This window comes from Nonomuraea zeae (genome assembly GCF_005889725.1).
In the GTDB taxonomy this organism is placed as follows: Bacteria; Actinomycetota; Actinomycetes; order Streptosporangiales; family Streptosporangiaceae; genus Nonomuraea; species Nonomuraea zeae.
The window spans coordinates 1-22,871 of sequence record NZ_VCKX01000202.1; the positions used below are offsets into that span (position 1 = coordinate 1).

At 69.8% G+C, this 22,871-nt stretch carries 23 protein-coding genes and 1 pseudogene; 8 read left to right on the top strand and 16 right to left on the bottom strand.

The annotated features are described in order from the left end of the window. The coding region (locus tag ETD85_RS42870) for an FAD-dependent monooxygenase (protein ID WP_206059229.1) at positions 1-832 on the top strand (832 nt) is incomplete at its 5' end. Positions 833-978: 146 nt separating this feature from the next. Continuing rightward, positions 979-1,749, top strand: a complete 771-nt coding sequence (locus tag ETD85_RS42875; protein WP_138695583.1) for an ABC transporter ATP-binding protein — start codon at positions 979-981, stop codon at positions 1,747-1,749. A gap of 391 nt (positions 1,750-2,140) precedes the next feature. Here ETD85_RS42875 and ETD85_RS42880 read toward each other — a convergent pair whose 3' ends face one another. Beyond that, the gene (locus ETD85_RS42880; protein WP_138695584.1) at positions 2,141-3,073 is read right to left on the bottom strand and encodes a helix-turn-helix transcriptional regulator; all 933 of its coding nucleotides are present in this window, start codon (positions 3,071-3,073) and stop codon (positions 2,141-2,143) included. A gap of 88 nt (positions 3,074-3,161) precedes the next feature. On the opposite strand from ETD85_RS42880, the gene ETD85_RS42885 reads away from it, so the two are divergent. The 3 genes from ETD85_RS42885 to ETD85_RS42895 all read left to right on the top strand — a co-directional run bounded on the left by ETD85_RS42885 (position 3,162) and on the right by ETD85_RS42895 (position 4,931). Then, positions 3,162-3,569, top strand: coding sequence for a VOC family protein (locus ETD85_RS42885; protein WP_138695585.1), 408 nt, complete (start codon positions 3,162-3,164; stop codon positions 3,567-3,569). Then, positions 3,566-4,114, top strand: a complete 549-nt coding sequence (locus tag ETD85_RS42890; protein ID WP_138695586.1) for a YdeI/OmpD-associated family protein — start codon at positions 3,566-3,568, stop codon at positions 4,112-4,114. The genes ETD85_RS42885 and ETD85_RS42890 overlap by 4 nt, the downstream gene beginning before the upstream one ends. A gap of 88 nt (positions 4,115-4,202) precedes the next feature. Next, complete coding sequence (locus ETD85_RS42895) at positions 4,203-4,931, top strand: SAM-dependent methyltransferase (protein WP_138695587.1); 729 nt, start codon at positions 4,203-4,205, stop codon at positions 4,929-4,931. A gap of 114 nt (positions 4,932-5,045) precedes the next feature. On the opposite strand, the gene ETD85_RS42900 is transcribed toward ETD85_RS42895, so the two are convergent. From ETD85_RS42900 to ETD85_RS42930, 7 genes are all read right to left on the bottom strand, one after another. Beyond that, positions 5,046-6,458, bottom strand: a complete 1,413-nt coding sequence (locus tag ETD85_RS42900; protein WP_240779800.1) for a glycoside hydrolase family 6 protein — start codon at positions 6,456-6,458, stop codon at positions 5,046-5,048. Positions 6,459-6,620: 162 nt separating this feature from the next. After that, a complete protein-coding gene (locus tag ETD85_RS42905; protein ID WP_138695588.1) occupies positions 6,621-7,199 on the bottom strand; it encodes a GTP-binding protein in 579 nt (192 codons plus the stop codon). Then, positions 7,180-7,584, bottom strand: coding sequence for a DUF742 domain-containing protein (locus ETD85_RS42910; RefSeq protein ID WP_055507219.1), 405 nt, complete (start codon positions 7,582-7,584; stop codon positions 7,180-7,182). The genes ETD85_RS42905 and ETD85_RS42910 overlap by 20 nt, the downstream gene beginning before the upstream one ends. A 21-nt stretch (positions 7,585-7,605) precedes the next feature. Continuing rightward, positions 7,606-8,028 carry a roadblock/LC7 domain-containing protein gene (locus ETD85_RS42915; protein WP_103955849.1) on the bottom strand — a complete coding sequence of 141 codons (423 nt, stop codon included), beginning with the start codon at positions 8,026-8,028 and terminating at the stop codon, positions 7,606-7,608. Next, positions 8,025-11,246, bottom strand: coding sequence for a sensor histidine kinase (locus ETD85_RS42920; RefSeq protein WP_170247145.1), 3,222 nt, complete (start codon positions 11,244-11,246; stop codon positions 8,025-8,027). The genes ETD85_RS42915 and ETD85_RS42920 overlap by 4 nt, the downstream gene beginning before the upstream one ends. 252 nt (positions 11,247-11,498) lie before the next feature. Next, positions 11,499-12,896 carry an aminobutyraldehyde dehydrogenase gene (locus ETD85_RS42925; protein WP_138695590.1) on the bottom strand — a complete coding sequence of 466 codons (1,398 nt, stop codon included), beginning with the start codon at positions 12,894-12,896 and terminating at the stop codon, positions 11,499-11,501. 29 nt (positions 12,897-12,925) lie between these two features. Continuing rightward, positions 12,926-14,248, bottom strand: a complete 1,323-nt coding sequence (locus tag ETD85_RS42930; RefSeq protein WP_240779801.1) for a glycosyltransferase — start codon at positions 14,246-14,248, stop codon at positions 12,926-12,928. A 146-nt stretch (positions 14,249-14,394) separates the two neighbouring features. Between ETD85_RS42930 and ETD85_RS42935 the strand changes: the two genes are divergently transcribed. Continuing rightward, on the top strand, positions 14,395-15,000 hold the full coding sequence (locus ETD85_RS42935) for a TetR/AcrR family transcriptional regulator (protein ID WP_240779802.1): 606 nt from the start codon (positions 14,395-14,397) through the stop codon (positions 14,998-15,000). 14 nt (positions 15,001-15,014) lie between these two features. On the opposite strand, the gene ETD85_RS42940 is transcribed toward ETD85_RS42935, so the two are convergent. From ETD85_RS42940 to ETD85_RS42955, 4 genes are read right to left on the bottom strand one after another with little or no spacing between them, the layout of a single operon-like run. Continuing rightward, positions 15,015-16,064, bottom strand: coding sequence for an ABC transporter ATP-binding protein (locus ETD85_RS42940; RefSeq protein WP_138695593.1), 1,050 nt, complete (start codon positions 16,062-16,064; stop codon positions 15,015-15,017). Then, positions 16,051-16,830: an ABC transporter permease gene (locus tag ETD85_RS42945; RefSeq protein WP_138695594.1), complete on the bottom strand. Its 780-nt coding sequence runs from the start codon at positions 16,828-16,830 to the stop codon at positions 16,051-16,053. Before ETD85_RS42945 ends, ETD85_RS42940 begins: the two co-directional genes overlap by 14 nt. After that, the gene (locus ETD85_RS42950; protein WP_240779803.1) at positions 16,823-17,662 is read right to left on the bottom strand and encodes an ABC transporter permease; all 840 of its coding nucleotides are present in this window, start codon (positions 17,660-17,662) and stop codon (positions 16,823-16,825) included. The genes ETD85_RS42945 and ETD85_RS42950 overlap by 8 nt, the downstream gene beginning before the upstream one ends. Positions 17,663-17,700: 38 nt before the next feature. Then, a complete protein-coding gene (locus ETD85_RS42955) occupies positions 17,701-18,822 on the bottom strand; it encodes a polyamine ABC transporter substrate-binding protein (RefSeq protein WP_138695595.1) in 1,122 nt (373 codons plus the stop codon). A gap of 241 nt (positions 18,823-19,063) precedes the next feature. Between ETD85_RS42955 and ETD85_RS42960 the strand changes: the two genes are divergently transcribed. Next, on the top strand, positions 19,064-20,098 hold the full coding sequence (locus tag ETD85_RS42960; protein WP_138695596.1) for an aminoglycoside phosphotransferase: 1,035 nt from the start codon (positions 19,064-19,066) through the stop codon (positions 20,096-20,098). Beyond that, positions 20,095-21,051 carry an SIS domain-containing protein gene (locus ETD85_RS42965; protein ID WP_138695597.1) on the top strand — a complete coding sequence of 319 codons (957 nt, stop codon included), beginning with the start codon at positions 20,095-20,097 and terminating at the stop codon, positions 21,049-21,051. The genes ETD85_RS42960 and ETD85_RS42965 overlap by 4 nt, the downstream gene beginning before the upstream one ends. A gap of 6 nt (positions 21,052-21,057) precedes the next feature. Here the strand turns inward: ETD85_RS42965 and ETD85_RS42970 are convergent, their stop codons facing one another. The 4 genes and pseudogenes from ETD85_RS42970 to ETD85_RS42985 all read right to left on the bottom strand — a co-directional run. Further along, a complete protein-coding gene (locus tag ETD85_RS42970) occupies positions 21,058-21,624 on the bottom strand; it encodes a GTP-binding protein (RefSeq protein WP_138695598.1) in 567 nt (188 codons plus the stop codon). Beyond that, positions 21,605-21,919: a DUF742 domain-containing protein gene (locus ETD85_RS42975; protein ID WP_240779804.1), complete on the bottom strand. Its 315-nt coding sequence runs from the start codon at positions 21,917-21,919 to the stop codon at positions 21,605-21,607. The genes ETD85_RS42970 and ETD85_RS42975 overlap by 20 nt, the downstream gene beginning before the upstream one ends. Positions 21,920-21,985: 66 nt before the next feature. After that, positions 21,986-22,408 carry a roadblock/LC7 domain-containing protein gene (locus ETD85_RS42980; protein ID WP_138695600.1) on the bottom strand — a complete coding sequence of 141 codons (423 nt, stop codon included), beginning with the start codon at positions 22,406-22,408 and terminating at the stop codon, positions 21,986-21,988. Beyond that, positions 22,408-22,871, bottom strand: a pseudogene (locus ETD85_RS42985) (hypothetical protein); the annotation flags it as partial. The pseudogene ETD85_RS42985 and the gene ETD85_RS42980, both read right to left, overlap by 1 nt.

A 22,871-nucleotide genomic window follows, 5' to 3' on the forward strand; every position in this document is an offset into this window, starting at 1 on the left:
GCTGCGGGAGCGGGTGGACGTGCTGGTCGGCGCGGACGGGGTGCAGTCCGCCGTACGCGCCCGGCTGCACGATCCGGCCGGCGACCCGCTGCTGTGGGGCGGGATCAGGATGTGGCGCGGGGTGGCGCGGGCCGATCCGATCCTGGACGGCGCCACGGTGCTGGTCGGGGGGTCGAATCTGGCCGGCAAATTCGTGACTTATCACATCTCGGCCAGCGATCCCCGGCTGGTCAATTGGGTGGCCGAGGTGAAGGTGGCCGAGCCGGGGGCCGTGCCGGAGGCCGACTGGTCCCGCGCGGGCCGCCTGGACGACGTGGCCGCGCATTTCGCGGACTGGAAATACGCGCCCGCCGACATCCCGGCGCTGCTGGCCGCCACCGAACGCATCCTGGAATATCCGATGGTGGACCGGGATCCGCTGCCGCGCTGGGGCGAGGGCCGGGTGACGTTACTCGGGGACGCGGCTCATCCCATGTATCCCGTCGGGTCGAACGGCGGCTCCCAGGCGATCCTCGACGCCCGGGTGCTGGCCAGGTGCCTGGCCGCGGACGAGGATCCGGCGCGGGCGCTGGAGGCGTACGAGGAGGAGCGGCGGCCGGCCACGTCGGCGCTGGTGCTGGCGCACCGGGCGCTGCCGATCGAGGAGACGATCAGGCTGGTGACCGAGCGGGCGCCGGACGGGTTCCACGACGTCGCCGACGTGCTGACGGAGCCGGAGCTGGCCGCCATGGCGGCCGCGCAGCGCCGCATCTCGGACGCCGACGTACGCGCGCTGAACCAGCGGGAGTCGTGGAGCGTCCGCCCAGCCCGGACAGACCCTTCGGAGCCATGACAATGGCGAAGTCGCGAGAGTAAGATCGCGCCCTGAAGAGGTTTACCTGACTGACATGTCCAGCTTTTCCCGCTCCGATAGAGTGTTTTCCGGCTTTGACTTAGTCGCCGTGTTGTCCGCGGTCTCTCGCCCCCCTAGGAATTCCATTGCTCGAGATAGACAATCTCTCCCACGTTTACGGTGGCGGCAGCCCGAACGCGCACCACGCCATCGAAGGCCTCAACCTGAGTGTCGCCGAGGGCGAGCTGCTGTGCATCGTCGGGCCCTCGGGCTGCGGCAAGTCGACGCTGCTCCGGTCGATCGCCGGTCTCATCTCCCCCACGGGCGGGCAGGTCAGGGTCGAGGGCGCCATCGTCCGCCAGACGCCGGACAACCTGGCCGTGGTCTTCCAGGACTACAGCCGCTCGCTGTTCCCCTGGATGTCGGTGGCCGACAACGTCGCTCTGCCGTTGCGCCGCAAGAACATGGACAAGCGCCAGCGCCGCGAGGCCGCCCAGGAGGCCCTCGAGTCGGTGGGCCTGTCGGGGGCCGAGCGCAAATACCCCTTCCAGCTCTCGGGCGGCATGCAGCAGCGGGTGGCCATCGCGCGGGCGCTGGCCTACCGGCCGACGCTGATGCTGATGGACGAGCCGTTCGGCTCGGTGGACGCGCAGACCCGCGAGGACCTGGAGGACCTGGTGCTCAAGGTCCGGGGCCACCACCAGATGACGATCGTGCTCATCACGCACGACATCGACGAGAGCGTCTACGTGGGCGACCGGGTGGTGGTGCTGTCCAAGGCGCCCGCGCACGTGGTGGGCGACCTCAAGGTGGATCTGCCCGGCCCGCGGGACCAGATCACGACCCGCGAGCACCCCGACTTCGTCCACCTCCGCGCCGAGGTGGGCCGCCTGGTGCGCGGCCACGCGACCGTGTGACTCATTCTCGTTCCACGACCTGGCCCCGGACGGCGCTTTCCGTCCGGGGCCCTTTCGCTTCCCGGCCCGCCGTTTCGGCGGCTGCGCGGCCCGCCTTTAAGCGCCTCCCGGAACAGCCGGCCGACGCCTAGTCCGGATTTGCGAAGGACGTTCTCGCGGGCCGGGGATGCTCGTGGATGTCCGGCGCCGATTCGCTGCGAAACAAAGCCCGCCACGGTGGAGCCGCGGGTGGCGCCGAAACCGATTCATGGTCGCGGCTCCCCCTGTGCCCCGGAGTTTCACGGCCTGGGACCAAGCGGCCTCCTTCAACGGTAAGACAGTGACCTTCACCTGGTTCTGGTCGGGGGCGTCGACGGCCGAATAATCGGCGGGCTGTGAGCGGGCGCTGGTGTCAGGCGTTCGCGTAGCGGGTGGCCAGGCTGTGCAGCAGGTCGCGTAGCTCCGGCGGGTCGAGGACGGTGAAGGGCACACCGAGGGTGCCCAGGAACGCGGCGAGGTTGTGCAGGGTTTCGCCGCCCGTCTCCAGGACCCCGTCGTCGTGCAGGAGGCCCGCGGTCGGCGGCAGGACCTCGGAGAGCCGCTCCAGCGGGGCGTGCAACCGCACGCGGGCCGGATACGGCCAGGCCGTCGAGGTGACGCCGCGCACGACGTGGGTGGCGGCGTCGCTCGGCGGCCGGCGTGGCGTGAAGCGGGGGCCGTTCGGCGAGCGGAGCCGGATGCGGTCGGCGCGGAACGTGCGCCAGTCGGCCCGCGTGGTGTCCCATGCCAGCAGGTACCAGCGGCGGCCGGTGTAGACCAGCCGGTGGGGCTCGGCGGCCCGCGTGCCGTCCGTGCCGTCGTGCCCCTGGTAGTCGAAGCGCAGTTGCTCGTGGTCCCGGATGGCGGCGGAGATGGCGGTGAGCGTCTCGGCCGCCACCGTGGGGCCGCGCCCCGCGACCGACACGGTGGCCGCGCTCACGGCGTCGATGCGGTGGCGCAGCCGCGAGGGCAGCAGTTGCTGGAGCTTGGTGAGGGCGCGCAGCGAGGTCTCCTCGATGCCGGACACGGTGCCGGCCGCCGCCGCGTGCAGGCTGACCGCCACGGCCACCGCCTCCTCGTCGTCCAGGATCAGCGGGGGCAGCGCCGCGCCCGCTCCGAGCCGGTAGCCGCCGGCCGTGCCGGTGCTGGAGTGGATCTGGTAGCCGAGGATGCGCAGCCGTTCGATGTCGTTGCGCACGGTCCTCGTGGTGACGTCGAGCCGGCCGGCCAGCTCGTGGCCCGGCCAGTCGGGGCGTGACTGCAGGAGGGACAGCAGGCGCAGGAGCCGGACCGAGGTTTCCAACATATTCCTCATTCTGCCCGGCGTTGAGGAACCGTACGTTCCTCAACGGCTCATAACGTACAGGAAGAACGACGACGAAAAGGAGCAAGACATGTTGCGAGGACCTGCCACCGTCAACATCTGGGCCGACGACATGGAGGCCGCCAGGAAGTGGTACGCCGAGCTGCTCGGCGTCGAGCCGTACTTCGAGCGCCCCGGCGACGGGCAGCCGGCCGCCTACTACGAGTTCCGGATCGGCGACTACCAGGCCGAGCTGGGCCTCATCGACCGGCGCTACGCCCCGCCCGGCGCGGCCTCCGCCCCGGGTGGCGCGGTGATCCACTGGCACGTGGACGACGTCCAGGCCACCCTCGACCGGCTGCTGGCCATGGGCGCCACGCCGTACATGCCTCTCACCGAGCGCGGGCCCGGATTCGTCACCGCCGCCGTGATCGACCCGTTCGGGAACGTGCTGGGCGTCATGTACAACCAGCACTACCTGGAGATCCTGGGCCGATGATGCACTTCGCGAACGCCGCCGAGTGGGAGTCGTGGCTGGCCGGGCACCATGAGGACGAGGACGGCGCGTGGCTGAGGATCGCCAAGAAGGGCGCCCCCGTCGCCGCGCTCACCATCGGCGAGGCGCTTGAGGTGGCACTGTGCTACGGCTGGATCGACAGCCAGCGCAAGTCGCTGGACGAGCACAGCTACCTGCAGCGATACTCGCGCCGGCGCAAGGGCAGCCCGTGGTCGCGGATGAACGTCGAGCGCGTTGAGGCGCTCAGCGCCGCCGGGCGGATGCGGCCACCCGGCCTGGCGGAGGTCGCCGCCGCCCAGGCCGACGGGCGCTGGGCCGCCGCCTATGCCGCCCAGCGCGACGCGACCGTCCCGCCCGACTTGGCCGCGGCGCTGGCGGCCCGGCCCCGGGCTGCGGCCCGCTTCGAGGCGCTCGACAAGACCGGGCGCTACCTGCTGATCCTGCCGCTGCTGAAGGCCCGGACCCCGGCCGGGCGGGCGGCTCGCCTGGACAGAACGATCTCCGGGCTGCTGAGCCCGTCGCGATGACCTTCCGGGGGGCCGGGGGCAAGACCGCGTGACGGGCCGCGTGACGGGCTGGGGGTAAATGGGTTGCGGGGGTCGCGAGGATGGACCGATGGACAGACAACGTATCGGCGCCATCGCCCACCTCGACCACCCGATCGCCGCACCCGTCGCGCCGGCGAACCTCGACCGGCTGCTGCTCAGGGCCGCGCTGCCCGAAGGGGCGCGCGTCCTCGACCTCGGCTGCGGCGCGGGCGAGTGGTCGCTGCGGGCCCTGGAGCTCGTCCCGTCGGCGGTGGCCGACGGCGTGGACCACTCCGAGCACGCCGTGGCGTCGGCGGAGCGGGCCGCCGCCGCGCGTGGCCTGTCCGGCCGGCTGTCGCTGCACCTGATGCCGGCCGCCGACTTCACCGGCCCCGAGCTGTACGACCTGGTGCTCTGTGTGGGCGCTACGCACGCGTTCGGCGGGCTGAAGGAGACCATGGAGGCCGTCGCCAGGTTCGTCAAGCCGGGCGGGCTGGCGCTGATCGGGGAGGGCTTCTGGGCCCGGCCGCCGGGCGCCGAGCTGGCGGAGGCCATCGGCACGTACCCCGATCTGGCAGGCACGGTGGCCCAGGCGGAGTCCCACGGCTGGCGGACCGTCTACGCCCACACGAGCGACCTGGCCGAGTGGGACGAGTACGAATGGTCGTGGACCGGCACGCTGGCCCGCTGGGCCGCCGCGAACCCGGGCCCCGAGGGCGACCAGGCCCTCGCCGTCATGCGCGAGCATCGGGACCTCTGGCTCAACGGCTACCGCGACAAGCTCGGCTTCGTCACCCTGCTGCTCCAGCGCGTGTGACGCGCGCTCGCGCCGGGCTCGGCGGCTGCCGCCGAGCCCGGCGCGCGTCAGAGGCTCCCCCCGCCGGCGTCACGGGTAGCCGTCGGCCGGCCGCGGGGGATGCCGATCAGGACCTCAGGGGTTGCCGTTGATCAGGGCCAGCGCCAGGTCGGGGCTGAAGGTGCCGGCTGGGGTCGTGCCGCCGATGCCGCACGGGCCGTCAGAGTCGCCGGGCACCTTGACCCAGAGCAGGAACTCGGCGCCGCTGGCCGGCCGCGTGGGGGCGGTGCCGAGCTTGCGCCGCGGCGGGTTGCACCAGTTGTCCTCGGGCGTCGAGTCGACGTAGGGGCCGTTGCCGTTCCTGCTGGTGTCGATCACGTACTTCTTGGCGCCCACCGTGCCCGAGAGGTTGGAGTTGACGGCGACCGCGTACGCCTCGCTGTCGGCCGTGGTGATGTAGTTCGAGACGTTCAGGGCGAACCCGCGCGTGTTGGCGATGCCGGACTTGACCAGCAGCGGCGCCAGGTCGGGTGCCTTGAGCCAAGTGGCGTTGCCGCCGTCGAGGTAGACCCAGGCGTTCGGGGCCTGGGCGCGTAGCACCTGGGTGGCGTCGGCCAGGATCCGGTACTGCTCCTCCGGGTCCTTGCCGATCTTGACCAGGCAGCCGGCGGAGGCGACCGCGTCGGGCTCCAGCACGACGAGCGCGTGCCGGCTGCCGATCGCCTTGGCGAACTCGGTGATCCAGGCGTGATAGCCGGCGGCATCTCCCGCGCCGCCGCCTGAGTGGCCGGCGCACGCGTCCCGGTTCGGGATGTTGTAGGCCACCAGCATCGCCAGCCGGTCGGCGGCCTGCGCCTTGCCGACGTAGTGGTCCACGGCCAGCGTGAGGTCGCCGAACCAGCCGCCGAACCACTCGAAGATCGGCTTGTTCGCGATGTTCGCGTTGATGGCGTTCGCGGTGGTGCCGGGGTTGTTCGCGGCCCACCTGGCGGGATTCGACTCGCTGGAGACGTACAGGGCCGTCGGGCGGGTCGTCTGCGTTTCCATCAGCGAGACGTTGTCGAAGCGGACCACCGGGGTGGCGCCCGAACCGCCGAGCTGGAAGGTGACCTCCGCGGCGGTGCCGGTGGTCGTCGCGGCCGCCACGAAGGGGATGCTGTAGCGCTTGCTCCCCGTGGTCAGCGCCACGTCCGTGGACAGCGACTGGTTGCTGCTGGGCGTGGCGGTGTACTGCACGGTGGTGCGGGCCTGGTAGGCGAGCGTGGAGTAGGCGTCGAACGAGAGCGTGTAGCTCCTGCCCGGGGTCAGGGCGGCGGTGGTCGGGGTGGCCACCATGGCGTCCCACGGGTTGGCCACGACGGCCGTGACGCCGACCCGCATGCGGCCGGACTCGGCGGTGACCGAGGTCTGGCCGATCGCGGCCCACGGGCTGGTCGAGGTGGTGAAGTCGCCGTTCTGGACGAGCTGGGCGGCGGCCGATGCGGGTTGCGGGAGGACGAGGACGGCCGTGACGACGGCGGATAAGACTGCGATGCTGCGGAATCGCACGTGATCACCTTTCGGCGGGGTCGCCGTTGATCATTACTGATGATGTTTCACGCGGTCAAGAGAGGCAGCACAGGCAACAGCGGCCACACAGGTCGCCGGCGTAAAAAAGCGGCTCCCACCCTCAGAACGGACGAGGATGGGAGCCGCCGGGGTCCGCCCGGTTTACACGGGCGTGTGCATGTGGCGGGTCAGAGCGTGTTCCACCAGCGTGATCAGCGTCGTCTTGACCGAGTCACGCTGACGGGCGTCGAGCCGCACGATCGGGATGTGCCCGCCGATCGACAGCGCCTCGCGGATCTCCTCCTGCGCATGGCCGAACTGTCCGTCCCAGCCGTTGATCCCGACCACGAACGGCAGCTTGGCCTCTTCGAAGTAGTCGATGGCGGGGAAGCTGTCGGCCAGGCGGCGGGTGTCCACGAGGACGACCGCGCCGATGGCACCGCGTACGAGGTCGTCCCACATGAACCAGAACCGGTGCTGCCCGGGGGTCCCGAACAGGTACAGGATCAGGTCGCTGTCGAGCGACACCCGGCCGAAGTCCATGGCCACGGTCGTGGTCGTCTTGTTTGGCGTGAGGGAGACGTCGTCGACGTGCGCGGAGGCATCCGTCATCACTGCTTCCGTGGTGAGCGGCAGGATCTCCGAGACCGCTCCCACGAATGTCGTCTTCCCCACGCCGAAGCCTCCGGCCACGACGATCTTCGTCGAGGTTAGGCCGGGGCTAGAGCCTGCGAAGTCCACTGAGCACCCTTTCGAGCAAGTTGAGGTCCGGCTTTCCCGCGTCCAGCGCAGGCTGGTGCACGCGGATCAGGCCCTCCGACGCCATGTCGGCGATCAGCACCCGGACCACACCAAGAGGCTGGCGTAAAAGGGCGGAGATCTCAGCAACCGACCTGACGTTCCGGGTCAGCTGGATGATCGCCTGATACTCCGGACTTAGTAGGGAAATGTCTTGGTATTCCGACGTCACGGAGGACACCAAGGCCTCCATGGCGAACTTCATCCGCGGCGCCGTACGCCCTCCGGTTACGGCATAGGGCCGTACCAGAGAGCTCGGCTTCTGCGGACGGGGAGCCGCCGGATGCGGCGGAGTGCTATCACCAGCCCAACCCTGACCTGACACCATGATCTCCTGTCACCCCCCGGGCTAGCGGGGGCGGGTCGCTTGCAGCTCAGCGCGTACGGCCGGAGTCAGCACCTGGCCGGCCCGCTCGACCAGCAGCGTCATCTGGTAAGCCACCAGGCCCATGTCGCAGTCGGGAGCCGCCAGCACCGCCAAGCAGGACCCGTCACTGATCGACATGATCATAAGAAGCCCGCGCTGCATTTCGATCACGGTCTGGGTCACCATACCGCCCTCGAAAACCCGCGCGGCGCCCTGGGTCAAACTGATCACACCCGAGGCCACCGCGGCGAGCTGGTCGGCCCGGTCCTTGGGGAATCCCTCGGAGAAGGCCAGTGGCAACCCGTCAGACGACACCACCACCGTGTGGGCGACGCCTGGCACGTTGTTCACGAAATCCGTGATTAGCCAGCTGATACCGCGCGCTCCCTGGCTCATCTCTCTCATTTGTCCTCCTCATTCTCGTCTCCGCGGGTGAACGCCCGGCCTTGCCTGACACCCTGCTGGAAGCTGGAGAGCCGGCTGCGCAACCGCTCGGGCGAGATCTGTGGTGCCGGTGACGACGGGGCCTGGGGCTCGGCGAGGCTCGCCGTGCCAGGGACCAGGTTGGCCTTCGGGACGCGGCGGGGCAGGCCCGACGGCGTCGTGCCGCCCTGCGCGGGCTGCGCGGCGGCCTGTGCGGCCTGGAAGCCGGAGTCCGCGGGCGAGGACCAGGACGCTCCCGCGCCGGACGCGCCGGGCGTGCGCTGCGGCAGCCCCGACTTGCCCGTGGTCCCCGCGACGGGGGTCCCGGGGGCGGCGGTCGGAGGCGGCCCCGAGAGGGGCGGTCCTGCGAGGGGCGGCTCGGCGGGCACGGCCGGGTGCACGGCGGTGATCTCCGGCTCGGCGTCGAACTCCGCTCCCGGCCTGAACTGCTCGGGGTCGGGCCGGCGGAACCAGTCGGAGCCGACCGACGAGAAGATCGGCAGGAACTCCTCACCCTGCTCCTCCATGGGCGAGTTGCGCACCACGGGCAGCGGGCCGGTCATGTCCTGCGAGGAGTAGTCGCCCGGCCCGAAGGGGCCGTAGTTGGTGTGCCCGTTCTGCTCGTACTGGTCGGCCGGCTTGAGCTCGTCGAACGGCGACTGGTACTGCTCGCCGAACTGCGGCCGCTGCCGCTCCTCCGCGTCGAACAGGGACCTGCGCGGCAGCGGGTCCGCGAAGGACGTCCACCGCGACTCCTCCTGCTGCGGCGGCGGCTCCGTGGCGAACGACGGCCAGCGCGGCTCGTCCTCCTGGAGCGGCGGCGGCTGCTCGGCGAACGACGGCCACCGGTTGTCCGCGAACGGCGACGGGGCGGGCGGCTGCTCCTCGGCGAAGGAGGGCCACCGGTTCTCGGCGAAGGGCTGCTGCGGCGTCGCCGGCGGCTCGCCGGCGAACGACGGCCAGCGCGAGTCGTCCTGCGCGCTCTGCGGCTGCTGCTCGGCGAACGGCCGCTCACCGAACGGCTGCTCACCGAAGGGCCGCTCGCCGAACGGCTGCTCACCGAAGGGCTGCTGGGCCGGCGGCTGCTCGCCGAAGGCCCGCTCCCCCGCGGGCTGCTCGCCGAAGGACGGCCAGTTGCCGGTCCCCGGCGCGGGCAGCGACCCCGGCCACTGCGTGTCCACCACCTGGTCGGGCTTGTCCGCCGGCGGCACCGACGGGTAGGTGCCGGTGCCGTTCTGCGACGGCTGCGTGAACATGCTCGGGTCGAACGTCGTGAACGCCTCGTACTGGCTGCCCTGCTGCGGGGCGCCCGTGCCGCCGCTGATGAGCATGTCGGGCATCATGACCAGCGCGCTCAGACCGCCGGTCTCGCGCATGCTGAGCTGCACGCGGACGCCGTGCCGCAGCGCCAGCCGGCCGACCACGAACAGGCCCATGCGCCTCGACACCGACACGTCCACGACGGGCGGGTTGGCCAGGCGCCAGTTGGCCTCCGACAGCTCCTCCTGGCTCATGCCGATGCCCAGGTCGTTGATGGAGACGAGCACGCCGCCCTCGGCGGGCGTGCTGGTGACCTGGACCTTGCTCTCCCTCGGGGAGAAGGAGATGGCGTTCTCGATCAGCTCGGCGAGCAGGTGGACGGCGTCGGTGACGGCCGGGCCGACGATCAGCGTGCCGGACGGGATCTGGATCTGGACCCGCTCGTAGTTCTCGACCTCGGACAGCGAGGCGCGGGCGATGTCGACCAGCGGCACCGGCTCGCTCCACTTGCGCGCGGCCTCCTGGCCGGCGAGGACCAGGAGGTTCTCGCTGTTGCGGCGCATGCGGGTGGCGAGGTGGTCGAGCCTGAACAGGTTCGCGAGCCGCTGCTCGTCCTCCTCACCCTGCTCCAGGCCCTCGATGAGCTGCAACTGCCGCTCGACCAGGGTCTGGCTGCGCCGGGAGAGGTTGACGAACATCGAGTTGACGTTGGCGCGCAGCTTGGCCTCGTCGCCGGCCAGCCGGATCGCCTCGCGGTGGACCTCGTCGAACGCCCGCGCCACTTCACCGATCTCGTCGCGGGTGTTGACGCCGACCGACGGCACCTCGGGAACGTGCGCGCCCTCACCGGACTCGCGCAGCACGCGGACGGTCTCGGGCAGCCGGCTCGTGGCCACCTGGAGCGCCTCGGCGCGCAGCCGGCGCAGCGGGCGGACCAGCGATCCGGCCACGCGGGTGGTGATGATCAGGACGAGCAGCAGCAGGACGAGGATCAGCGCGCCGGAGATGATGGCGGTGCGCTGCTCGCTGTCGCTCAGGTCCCGGGTGCTGGCCACGATCTTGGTGGCCAGGGTGTCCTCGACCTTGCGCATGGCGTTGGCGGTCGCCGTGGTGCTGTTGAACCAGTAGCTGAGGTCCCGGTTGGTGGTGACGTCCAGGTCTTCGATCTGGTTGTACTCCCGCACCTGGGCGAGCGCGCGCTGCCGCATGGCGTCGGCGCGGTCGACCTGGATGCCCTTGACCCCGTCCTGGTACGCCTTCAGGTCCTTGGGATCGGCCTCCGCCTCGAAGGAAGCCTGCTCGGCCTGCTGCTTGTCCCAGGAGCCCAGGAAGTTGGCCCAGTCGTCGCTGTCGAGCTTGCGCTGGACCAGCACCATGATCAGCATGATCTGCTGACGCGAGACCTCTTCCTTCATCCGCTGGAGCGATCCCAGCGCGGCGACGTCACCCTGGAGGGCGTCGTCGCTGACGCCGTCGCCCAGGTCGCCCTGGATCGCGGAGAAGACACCGATCATGGTGGTGTACGTGCTGACGGCCGCGCGCGGCGGCACGTTCCCGACCATAGAGTCGCGGAGGCTGTCGAGGCCGTCGAGCCAGCGGCGCATGTTGTCGACGCCCTCGATGACTCGGGTGGAGTGCGCGGCGTCGATGGCCGTGGCGGCCGTGAGCACCTGCTTCTTCGCCCCGTCGGTCGCCTGGCGCTGCGTCTTGAGCTGGACGAAACGCTGGCCCTTGGTGCGGTCGGCGACGTACCAGGCGGTGAGCGTGCGCTCCTTGCCCAGCTCGTGGTTGAGCGCGCCGATGCGCTGGACCAGCTCGGCCACCTGGGTCAACCGGCGGTACTCGGCGCTGGTGCCGATGGCGTTGGCCAGCTGCACGCCGGCGAGCAGCACACCCACGACGGTGGGGATGAGGATCAGCGCGACCAGCCTGGAGCGCACACGCCAGTTCCCCAGCCGGAACCGTCCGCCTGTGTACTCCCCTGACCTCGTGTGCCTGGGGTCTTTCGTCCTCACTGAGTCTCGCAACCTCTCGCCGGTACGTGCTCGAAAGAAATCAGACACGCGTGTGGCGCATGGGATTCTGTCCGGCTGGGTAATTGGAACACAACCCGTACCAGATCGGCCAACCGAACATATCCCATCACATGCACCCAAAGAGTGACTTTGTGGTGCATTTCGCCGTACACGTTTTCAGGCGGGCCGGAACGAATCGCGTTCGGCCGGTGCCGCGTGCTTCACCATCAGGTGCCGCGTCACCGAGTACTCCTGCACCGCCTCTTGGCTCATGTCCTTGCCGAAGCCGCTGCCCTTCACCCCGCCGTGGGGCGCCTCGCTGGCGATGGGCAGATGGTCGTTGACCCAGGTCACGCCCACATCGAGGCGATGTGAGACCCGCATGGCCCTGGACACGTCACGCGACCACACCGACGACGCGAGACCGTACGGGGTGTCGTTCGCGAGCCTGACCGCGTCGTCCTCGCCGTCGAACGGCAGGACCACCAGGACCGGCCCGAAAAGTTCACCTTGGACGATCTCGCTCTCCTGTGCGACCTCGCTCACAAGGGTAGGCGGATAGAAGTAGCCGGGTCCGGCAATCGGGGCACCTCCGTGCAGAACCCGCCCGTCCGCCCTGGAGACGAACCCGTGCACCCGGTCCCGGTGCGCGGCGGAGATCAGCGGGCCGATGTCCGTGGCTGGGTCCCAAGGGTCGCCGACGGTGATGTTGGCAAGAGTTGCCCGGATCGCCTCCACCGCGTCGGCGTACACCTCGCGGGCGACGTACACGCGGGTGGCGGCCGTGCAGTCCTGGCCGGTGTTGTACGTGGCGCCCATGGCCACCCCGTGGGCCATCTCCGCCAGGTCGGCGTCCTCGAAGACCAGCGCCGGCGCCTTGCCGCCGAGCTCCAGGTGGACGCGCTTGAGCGTGGCGGCGGCCCCGGTCATCACGGCCCGGCCCGTCTCGGTCGAGCCCGTGACGCTGACCATGTCCACGCCCGGGTCCGTGACCAGAGCCTGGCCCACGGCGGCGTCGCCGGTGACGGCGCGGACGAGCCCTTCGGGCGCGCCCGCCTTCGCGAACAGCTCGGCCAGCCGCAGCGTCGTGCGCGGCGTCTGCGGCGCCGGCTTGATCACCACCGCGTTGCCCGCGGCCACCGCCGGGCCGACCTTCCAGACGGCCATGACGAACGGGAAGTTCCACGGCGCGATCGACCCCACCACCCCGACGGGGCGGCGCAGCATGACCGAGGTGTAGCCGGGGCTGAACACCCCGGCTCCCGACCCTTCGAGCGAGCGGGCGGCACCGGCGAAGAAGCGCAGGTTGTCCGCGGCGAAGGGCAGCTCGCCGTCCCTGAACACCGCCGCCGGCTTGCCCGTCTCCTCGACCTCGAGCCTGGTCAGCTCGTCGGCGTCGGCCTCCACCAGGTCGGCCAGCCGCAGCAGCAGCCGGGCCCGCTCGGCCGGAGTGGTCTGCGACCACTCCTGGAAAGCCGCGCGGGCCGCCTGCACGGCCGAAGCCACACCCTCCACCGGCGTGTCCGGAATTTCGGCACATACGAGCCCGGTGGCGGGGTTGATCAGTTCACGCATTGGAACACTTCATCTCTCAGGGGGTTGTGCTACTTGCCGAGCTGCTCGATCAGGTCGGCGGCCTTGCGCAGGCCGTCGCGACGCCGGATCTCCTCGCCCGCGGCGGCGAGCCTCGCGCGCATCTCGGTGTCACCGAGCAGCCGCGTGACCGCCCCCGTAAGTTCCTCGTCCGTGAAGGTGTAGGTCGAAAGCCTGACACCATAGCCCAACTCATCGACCCTCTGGGCGTTGTCGTACTGGTCCCAGAAGAGCGGCAGCAGGATCATCGGCTTGCCGAAGTGCAGCGCCTCGGTGGTCGTGTTGTTGCCGCCATGGGTGATGACCAAGTCACACAGAGGAATGATCTTAGTCTGCGGAAGGAACTCCGCGCCCCACATGTTGGACGCCAGCTTGATCTCTTCGTGCAGCGGGCCCTTGGAGACGATGTACTGGTGCGGCGTCGTGGCCAGGACGTCGATCACCCGCTGCATCAGCCCCACGTCGGAGGAGCCGAGCGAGCCGAGCGAGAAGTAGACCAGCGAGCCCTCGTTGCGCTCGTGCTCATTGTCGCGCCCGCTTCGCTCCTCGCTGGCTCCTCCGTCGCTCTCTCGTCGCGAGCTCCTGCGCTCGAAGGGCAGCGTGAAGTCCTCGTCCGTCTCACGGACCGACGAGTCGAGCCGGTGCCAGTTCGCGCCGAGCGGGCGGGCGTCGGTGTAGTCGAGGAGCTCGGGGAAGACGTAGAGGTTCAGGTCGCCCTCGTGGATGAAGTCGAGGTCGGGCAGCGGCTCGGTGCCCTGCTCGACGCTCCACTCGTTGAAGGCGGTCCAGAGCTCGCGGTGGGTGCGGTCGTACTCGGCGCGGAAGGCGTCCCATTCCGAGCGGTCCTCGGCGGGCAGGCCGGAGAAGACCGGCGCGATGCCCTCGCCGCGCACCTCGAGCGGGTTGCAGGAGACGATCCGGACGAACTTCTTGCCCGCCGTGAGCAGCGCCGGGAACGTGATCACGTTGTCCTCGACGATCACATCCGGGTTCACCCGCTCGATGATGGCCTTGAGCTGCGGCTCGCAGTACTTCGCGCCCTCGATCAGCTCGGCCCAGATGGGCTTGGTGACGGTCTCGAGCTGCTCGCGGGTGCTCTTGCGGTATTCGGGCGCGGTCTCGCGGATGAAGTCCTTCCAGAACTGGCCCGGGTCCTGCTCCTCGGCGTCCTCGGGCGGAGGCGCCAGGTCGACGAGGTCCTCCTCGAAGCCGAGCGCCTCCAGCTTGCCCTTCCACGACGCCTCGGCGGCGAAGACGACGCGGTGGCCGCGCCGGCGAAGAATGTCGCCGACGCCGATGCAGTTGTTGGTCGGGCCGTAGGCGCTTTCAGGCATGAACAGGATGGTGAGAGACATCGAGACTCCGGGGAAGCTCATCAAATTGAAGGGGAATTCAAAAACTTGTCTGGCGTCTTGGTCAAGTTACGGGCACTATGGTCACGGCTAACTGAATAGCAAGCCAACGAATGAAGGTGGTGAGGGTGGCTCAGCGTAAAAGCCGTAGTGACCGGCGCATCGACTTGATCGAGGCCGCACGCAGGGCCATCATCCGTCACGGCATCGACGGCGTACAGCTTTCGCACGTCGCCGAGGAGGCCGGCCTGACCTCCGGCGCCGTGCTCTACCACTACCCCGACCTCAGCGAGCTGCTGGTCGAGGCCCAGCACGCGGGCATGGAGCGGTTCTACGAGCAGCGGCTGCGCCGGCTCGCCACGATCACCGACCCGGTCGAGAAGCTGGTCGTCACGATCAGGTCGGGCCTGCCGACCGGGCCGCTCGACCCCGACGTACGCCTGCTCAACGAACTGGGCGGGGCCGCCGGCCGCAACAGGGTCTACGGCGTGCTGCTCACCTCGCTCTACGACCGTCAGGTGTCGATGTACCAGTCGATCCTGGACACGGGAGCCGCGCTGGGGGTGTTCACCCTCAGCGCGGACTCGGTGACCGTCTCGCGCAACCTGGTCGCCCTGGAGGACGCGTACGGCTACCGCATCACGGCCAGGCACCCGCTGATCGGCCCCGACGAGGCGGCCGACCTGATCCTGTCCTACGCCCGCACGGCCACGGGCAACGACCTGGCCTGCTGAACGACAGGACGCGGTCACCGGCCGGCCGCCATGATGACCGCGTCCTCGGCGTTCCAGCGGACCTTGACCTTGGCGCCCGGCTGCACGGTGCTGGCCCCCTGCACGGCGGCGAGCACCGGCTTGCCGTGGCCGGGCACCTCCACGGAGATGTGTGACACACCGCCGTAGAAGCTGACGTCCAGGACACTGCCCTTCAGCCCTCTGGTGGCGCTGTCGTCGGCCAGCTCGATCCGCTCCGGCCGGACCGCCAGCAGCGCCTCCGCGCCCGCCTCCAGCTGAGTGAGGGGCGTGCCGGGCAGCATGCCGAAGTCGCCGCTCTTGAGCGCCTCCATGCCGCTGGCCGTGCCCGGGAAGAGGTTGTTGGCGCCGACGAAGTCGGCCACGAACGGCGACTTGGGCCGCTCGTAGAGCGCGACGGGCTCGTCCACCTGGCGCACCGCGCCGCTGTCGAAGACCGCGATGCGGTCGGCCAGCGACATGGCCTCCTCCTGGTCGTGGGTGACGACCACGAACGTGATGCCGACGTCGTGCTGCAGCCGCTTGAGCTCCAGCTGCATGTCCGCGCGGACCTTCTTGTCCAGCGCCGACAGCGGCTCGTCCAGCAGCAGCAGGCGCGGCCGCTTGACGATGGAACGGGCCAGCGCCACCCGCTGCCGCTGGCCGCCGGAGAGCTGGGCGGGCTTGCGCGAGGCGTGCCCCGACAGGCCCACGGTCTCCAGCACCTCGCCGACCCGCTGCTTGACGTCCTGCCGGGGCAGCCGCTCCCGCTCCAGCCCGTAGGCCACGTTCTTGGCCACGGTCATGTGCGGGAACAGCGCGTACGACTGGAACATGAGGCTGATCGGCCGCCGGTTCGGCGGCATGGACAGCAGGTCCTCCCCTTCGAGCGTCACCCGGCCCGCGTCCGGCCGCTCGAACCCGGCGATGATGCGCAGCAGCGTGGTCTTGCCACAGCCGGAGGGCCCCAGCAGGGCGAAGAACTCGCCCTGCCGGATCTCCAGCGAGACGCTGTCGAGCGCGGTGACGTCCCCGAACCGGCGGGTGATCCCGTCAATCTTGAGCACGCGATTCCCCGATCTTGGTCAGGCGCTGCCCGGCGATCACCGCCGTGAAGCTCACGAGGAGCAGGATCGCGGCCAGCGCGTTGATCTCCGGGGTCACCCCGAAACGGATCATTGAGTAGATGACGATCGGCAGCGTCTGGTCGGAGTTGCCGATCGTGAAGAAGGCGATCACGAACTCGTCCAGCGAGAGCGTGAACGCCAGCAGCGCGCCCGCGACGATGCCGGGTCCGAGCTGCGGCAACGTGATCTTCATGAACGTCGTCACCGGCCCGGCCCCCAGGTCGCGGGAGGCCTCCTCCAGCGAGGTGTCGGTGTTGGCCAGCCGGGTGCGCACCACGGCCGCGACGAACGCCATCGCGAACACCCCGTGCGCCAGCACCGCCGAGTACAGGCCGAGCGTGAGCTGGATCATGCCGTAGAAGACCAGCAGCCCGATCCCGAGCACCAGGTCGGGCAGCACGGCGGGCATCAGCGCGATGGCGTCCAGCGTCTTGGACTTGCTGTGCCTGGCCAGCCCGACGGCCAGCAGCGTGCCGAGCACGGTCGCGATCACCGTCGAGCCGGTGGCCACGATCAGCGTGTTGACCAGGCCGTCCCTGACCCGCTCGTTGCCGGCCAGCTCGCCGTACCACTTGAGGCTGAAGCCCTCGTAGGTGTACGCCGAGTCGCCAGAGTTGAACGACATGACGACGAGCACGACGATGGGCAGGTAGAGGAAGACGTACGTGGCCCAGAACGGGACGTACAGCAGCTTGGACCTACGCACGGCGGGCCGCCCATGCCTGTGCGATCAGCAGCACGATCAGCACCGCGACCAGGGCCAGCGTCAGCGTGGAGCCGAACGGCCAGTCGCGCGCCGCCAGGAACTGGTTGCGGATCAGGTTGCCCACCATGAGTGACTTGCTGCCGCCCAGCAGCTCGGGGATCACGAAGTTGCCGAAGCTCGGCACGAACACGAACAGGCATCCGGTCAGCACGCCCGACACGGTGAGCGGCAGCGTGACCTTGCGGAACGTGGTGAACGCCGAGGCGCCCAGGTTGGCCGAGGCCTCCCTGAGCTGCGGGTCGAGCTTCTCGATCGTCGCGTAGAGCGGCAGCACCATCAGCGGCAGGTACGAGTACAGCAGCCCCGTGACGATCGCGCCCTCGTTGTAGAGCAGCTCGAACGGCCCGAGCCCGAGCGCCTTCAGCCCGCTGTTGATCAACCCCGGCCCGCTGAGCAGGATGATCCAGGCGTAGACCCGGATGATGAAGTTGGTCCAGAACGGCAGCACGATCGCGACCAGCGCCACCGTCTTCCACTTCCGCGGGAGCTGGGCGATCAGGTAGGCCGTCGGATAGCCGATCAGCAGTGCGATCAGCGTCGTCAGCGCCGCGATCTTCAGCGAGTTGCCGACCACGCCCAGGTAGAGCGGGTCGAACAGGCGCGCGAAGTTGCTCGTGGTGAATTCGTAGACGATCCCGCCGAACCGCCCGCGCTGGAAGACGGTGTAGCTCAGCACCAGCGCCAGCGGCACCAGCATGAGCACGACCAGATACGTCAGCCCGGGTGACAGGAAAACGAACGCGCCCAGCCGGCGTCCCCGAGAACGGGACACCGGCCGGGCCTTGACCTCAGACTTCACTACAACGACAACTACTTCGCCTGGATGTCTTGCGACAAGGTGGTGTACTTGGTGGACGCCTGGCCCAGGTCGATGATCGACTCACCGTCGAGCAGCTCTGCGGGCTTGATGCCGAGCAGCGAGCCCTTGGGGATCTGCACCTTGTCCATGGCGGCCTTGTTGGGCACCTTGTAGTTGATGTTCTCGGCGGCCCAGCTGTGGATCTCGGGGTCGAGGATGTAGTTGATCAGGGCGTGCGCGGCCTCCTTGTTCTTGGAGGACTTCATGATCACCATGGTGTCCACCCAGAGGTCGCTGCCCTCCTTCGGCACCACGAACGCGATGTTGCCCTTCGGGTCGGTGGTCGGGCACCAGCCGTCCCACGCCTCGACCATGACGGCCTCGCCGGAGGTCAGCTTCTCGCCGAACGTGGTGTCGTCGTAGGTGAGCAGGTGGGGCTTCTGCGCGACCAGCAGCTCCTTGACCTTCGCGATCTCCTCGTCCTTGTCGGTGTTGACCGAGTAGCCGAGCGACTTGAGCGCGGGCAGGGCCAGCCAGCGCTCGGTGGTCATCATGGTGACCTTCTTCTCGGCCCACGCCGGGGGCTTCAAGAGATCGTTCCAACTCGTCGGCTTGGCCTTCACCAGGTCGGTGCGGTAGCAGATGCCGGTGGTGCCCCAGGTGTAGGGCACCGAGTACTTGTTGCCCTTGTCATAGGAGAGCTGGGTGGCCTCGGGGTAGAGGTTGGCCAGGTTGGGGATCAGCTCGGGGTGGATCGGCTCCAGCAGGCCCTGCTCGTTGAGCGCCTGGGCGTACTGGCCGGACACGAACGCGACGTCGATGCCGCTGTCGCCCGAGGCGGTGAGCTTGGCCATCGCCACCTCGTTCGTCTCGTGCAGGGCGATCTTCAGGTCCTTGACCTTGAGCTTCGCCTTGACCTTCTCGGGCAGCTCCTTGGGCGTGTAACCGTCCCACACCGTCACCTGGAGCGTCTGCTGGGAGAGGTCCGCGTTGGGCTTGAGCTGGTCGGCCGCCGCCGCGTTCGAGCCTTGTGAGCTTGACGACGACTCACCGCCGCACGCCGCAACGGCAAGCGCGAGGCCGACCACCGCCGCGGCGGCCGGAAGACGACGGGTGAACCGGGTACGGGACACGGCCGCTACTCCTTCTGAAATTTGCGATGTAAGAGGGGTCGCGCGACCTTACCGGACACAGCAGACCAGAGCAGGAGTGTTGCAGCAGAAATCAACATGAGCAAGACTTTTGCAGACATTGCTACCAGGAAGTTTGGTCCAGCTGTTGAATTGGGATTCAATAAGTCGCCGGCTGATCTCTCTCGGTGAGAGGCCCCTCACGGCGCGAGACCGGGGACTCAGCGCCGCACTGCTGACGCTCTTGAGGGGTGAGGTGCCGCCGCCGTTCGCCGTGCGGCGCTTCCTTCCGCTGCCCACCTTCTCGTACGCCCCTGAAGATCTCCACACTGGGGCCCCAGGTGAGCGCGATTTCGGGCCGCACGTGGACCAGACGAACTACTCCGTGATCGTGGACGAGAAGGTCGTCGTCAAGTGGCTGACCCCGCCGGTGCCCCTTCCGCACCCCACTCCGGAGATCTTCGGGCACCTCGTTGAGGCGGGCTTCAACGACACAGCGCCTCCTTACGCTGCCCTGACTCGCGTGGTGGACGGCCGGGAGGAGCTCCTGGCCCTGGTGACGGGCTACCTGCCCGAGGCCAGGGACGGCTGGGAATGGTGCGTGGACCAGGCCGAGGCGGGCACGACCGGCTTCGCCGCCGAGCTCGGCCGCCTCGCCGCCGACCTGCACCTCGCGCTGTCCACCCTGCCGGGCGCTCCGCGTACCATGACGAGCGCCGCCACCAGGGCGAAGGCCGCGCTGGGCGAGGCCATGGAGCTCACCGGCGGCGCGGACGGCCACTGGCTGGCCGCCCGGGCGGGCGTGCTCGGCGCCGAGCTGGCCGCCCTGGACGTCCCCGTCACGAGCCCGCTGATCAGGATCCACGGCGACCTGCACGTGGGCCAGATCCTGCAGTGGAGAGAGGGCTACGCGGTGATCGACTTCGACGGCAACCCCACGGTCGCCGACGCCGAGCCGTACCAGCCGGCCGCCAGAGACGTCGCCCAGCTCACCACCAGCCTGGAACATGTCGCCCAGGTGGCGATCAGGCGGCGAGAGGTCCCGCCCGCGCGGGCGGCGGCCTGGGCGGCGCAGGCCCGCGCCGCCCTGCTGGCCGCCTACCGAGCCCGGCTGGCGGCGAAGGACCGGGCGGACCTGCTGGACGAGAGGCTGATCCGCCCGTTCGAGGTGGAGCAGGAGTGCAGGGAGCTCATCTACGCCGCCCGCCACCTGCCCCGCTGGCGCTACGCCCCCATGGGCGTCCTGCGCACCTGGTATCCCGAGGAGAACAGTTCGTGAATTCCGCGCTCTACCTGTCCGACCTGGAGTCCAAGCCGGCGGCCCTGGCCGGCCTGGCCACCGCCCTGGAGGCGGAGGACCCCTTCGAGGCGCTCCCCCGGGACGTCCGCCGGGTGCTCTTCCTGGGGATGGGCAGCTCCCGCTACGCCGCCGGGGTGGCCGCCCTGCGCCTGCGGGCCGCCGGCATCGACGCCTACGCCGAGTACGCCTCCGCCGCGGCCTCCTACCCTGCCGGGGCGGACACCCTGGTCATCCCCATCTCGGCCACCGGCTCCAGCAGGGAGACGCTGGACGCCGCGGCCCGCTACGCCGGCGGCCCGGCCCGGCTGGTGACGCTCACCAACCAGCCGGGCTCGCCCCTCGCGCAGGCGGCCGACCTGGTGATCCCCATGCACGCGGGCGAGGAGCGCGGGGGCGTCGCCTGCCGCACGTTCCAGCACACCCTGGCCCTGCTGCTGGCCCTGGAGTCCCGGCTCACCGGGGCGGGCCGCGACGTCCCCGCCCTGCTCAGGCGGGTCGAGCAGGCCACGAGCGACCTCCTGGAGCGCAGGGACGAGTGGCTGCCGCTGGTCCTGGAGCTGCTCGACGGCCCGCACGGCGTCTACGCGATCGCCCCCGCCGAGCGCCTGTCGTCGGCCGAGCAGTCGGCCCTGATGTTCCGCGAGGGACCGCGCCGGCCGGCCGACGCCTGCGAGGCGGGCGACTGGTCGCACGTGGACGTGTACCTCACCAAGACCCTCGACTACCGGGCGCTGCTCTACCCGGGCTCCGCCTACGACGACCAGGCCATGGACTGGGTCCGGCAGCGCGGGTCCACGGTCGTCACCGTGGGCGCGGAGGTGAAGGACGCCGCGGCGGCCGTCCGCTACCCGTACGACGACGACCCGGACGTGGCCCTGCTCACCGAGACGCTGGTGGCGGAGCTGGTGGCGGCGTACTGGTGGCAGTCGTGAGCCGGGTCAGTGGGCGCGCACGGTCAGGGCGTGCTCGACGAGCGTGATCAGGGTGGCCTTGACCGCCTGGCGTTCCCGCGCGTCCGTGCGCACGATCGGCACGTGCGGCGAGAGCGTGAGAGCTTCCCGCACCTCGCTCTCGACGTGCGGGAACGCCCCGTCCCAGCCGTTCAGGCCGATCACGAACGGCATCCCCGACTCCTCGAAGTAGTCCACGGCGGGGAAGCTGTCGGCCAGCCGCCGCGAGTCCACCAGCACCACGGCCCCGATCGCGCCGCGCACGAGGTCGTCCCACATGAACCAGAACCGGTGCTGGCCCGGGGTGCCGAACAGGTAGAGGATGAGGTCGTGCTCCAGTGAGAGCCGGCCGAAGTCCATGGCCACGGTGGTGGTGGTCTTGCCCGGCGTGAGCCCGAGGTCGTCGATGCCCTCCGACGCGTCCGTCATCACCGCTTCGGTGGTCAGCGGCATGATCTCGGACACGGAGCCGACGAACGTGGTCTTGCCCACGCCGAATCCGCCCGCGACGACGATCTTCGTGGAGGTGAGGCGGTTAGAGCCTTCGAAGTCCACTGAGTACCCTTTCGAGCAGGCCCCTGTCGGGGAGTCCCGCCTCAAGCTGTGGCTGGTACACCTTGACCAGCCCGTCCGCTTCCATGTCGGCGACCAGCACCCGCGCCACTCCGAGGGGAACGCCGAGCAGCGCGGAGATCTCCGCCACGGAGCGCACCTGGCGGCACAGCTCGCTGATCGCGCGGTATTCACGGGTATAGGTGGCGCCTAGCTGTGCCGAGGTCGCCGACGATACCAGCGCTTCCATGGCCAGTCCGGTGCGCGGAGCGGTCCTGCCTCCGGTGACGGCATACATCCGGACGAGCGAGCTCCGCTCTGGCTCCGGCTCGCCGTTATGCCACGATGCCAACGTCCACTCCCATCACCACGGACGCGAGGCGGAAAGCTCCGCCCGTACGGCAGGTGTCAGCACCTGTCCGGCACGCTCGACCAGGACCGTCATCTGGTAGGCGACCAACCCCATGTCACAGTCGGGCGCGGCCAGCACCGCCAGGCAGGATCCGTCGCTGATCGACATCACCAGCAGCAGGCCGCGTTCCATCTCCACGAGCGTCTGGGTGACCCCACCGCCCTCGAACACCCGCGCGGATCCCTGCGTGAGGCTGACCAGCCCCGCCGCGATGGCGGCGAGCTGGTCGGCGCGATCCTGCGGAAAGCCTCGGGAGAAGGCCATGGGCAGGCCGTCGGCGGAGACCACCACGGCGTGCGCCACGCCGGGCACTTCCTCGACGAAGCCGCTGACCAGCCAGTTGACGTCCCTGGCCGCCTGGCTCAGCTCCTTCATCAGTCCTCCTCTAGCTCGGCCCGGCCCTTGCGCACGCCCTGCTGGTAGCTGGCCAGCCTGTTACGCAGCCGATCGGGCGACACCGGAGGAGCGGGGACGGGCGGTGGCTGCGGATTCGCGGTGCCCGGTACCAGATTCGCGCGCGGCGTCCGCTTGGGCAAGCCGGAGTTCGTGGTGCCGTTCTTCACGGGCTCCGCGGCCGCGCCCGCCGCGTGCCAGCCCTCGTCGGTCGGCGAGGACCAGTCGGAGTCCCGGTGGTCGGCCGTCGGCGCGGACTTGCTGAACCAGCTGCTCTCCTCAAGGGAGGCGAAGATGGGCAGGAACTCGTCTTTCGACGGTGCCGGGGTCGCGGCGGAGCCGGAGAAGCCGGGCATGGGATACGTCGGCGGGTCCGGCACGGGGTAGGTCCTGTCTCTTATACACCTCTCCGAGCCCACGAGACCCTTAGACATCTCGTCTGCCG

Excerpts from the sequence above, each read along its gene's own strand:
- ETD85_RS42890 (WP_138695586.1), top strand. The coding sequence starts at position 3,566 with ATGATGCACTTCGCGAACGCCGCCGAGTGGGAGTCGTGGCTGGCCGGG.
- ETD85_RS42975 (WP_240779804.1), bottom strand. The coding sequence starts at position 21,919 with ATGTATGCCGTCACCGGAGGCAGGACCGCTCCGCGCACCGGACTGGCC.
- ETD85_RS42885 (WP_138695585.1), top strand. The coding sequence starts at position 3,162 with ATGTTGCGAGGACCTGCCACCGTCAACATCTGGGCCGACGACATGGAG.
- ETD85_RS42925 (WP_138695590.1), bottom strand. The coding sequence starts at position 12,896 with ATGCGTGAACTGATCAACCCCGCCACCGGGCTCGTATGTGCCGAAATT.
- ETD85_RS42880 (WP_138695584.1), bottom strand. The coding sequence starts at position 3,073 with ATGTTGGAAACCTCGGTCCGGCTCCTGCGCCTGCTGTCCCTCCTGCAG.
- ETD85_RS42980 (WP_138695600.1), bottom strand. The coding sequence starts at position 22,408 with ATGAAGGAGCTGAGCCAGGCGGCCAGGGACGTCAACTGGCTGGTCAGC.
- ETD85_RS42930 (WP_240779801.1), bottom strand. The coding sequence starts at position 14,248 with ATGCCTGAAAGCGCCTACGGCCCGACCAACAACTGCATCGGCGTCGGC.
- ETD85_RS42895 (WP_138695587.1), top strand. The coding sequence starts at position 4,203 with ATGGACAGACAACGTATCGGCGCCATCGCCCACCTCGACCACCCGATC.
- ETD85_RS42910 (WP_055507219.1), bottom strand. The coding sequence starts at position 7,584 with ATGGTGTCAGGTCAGGGTTGGGCTGGTGATAGCACTCCGCCGCATCCG.
- ETD85_RS42915 (WP_103955849.1), bottom strand. The coding sequence starts at position 8,028 with ATGAGAGAGATGAGCCAGGGAGCGCGCGGTATCAGCTGGCTAATCACG.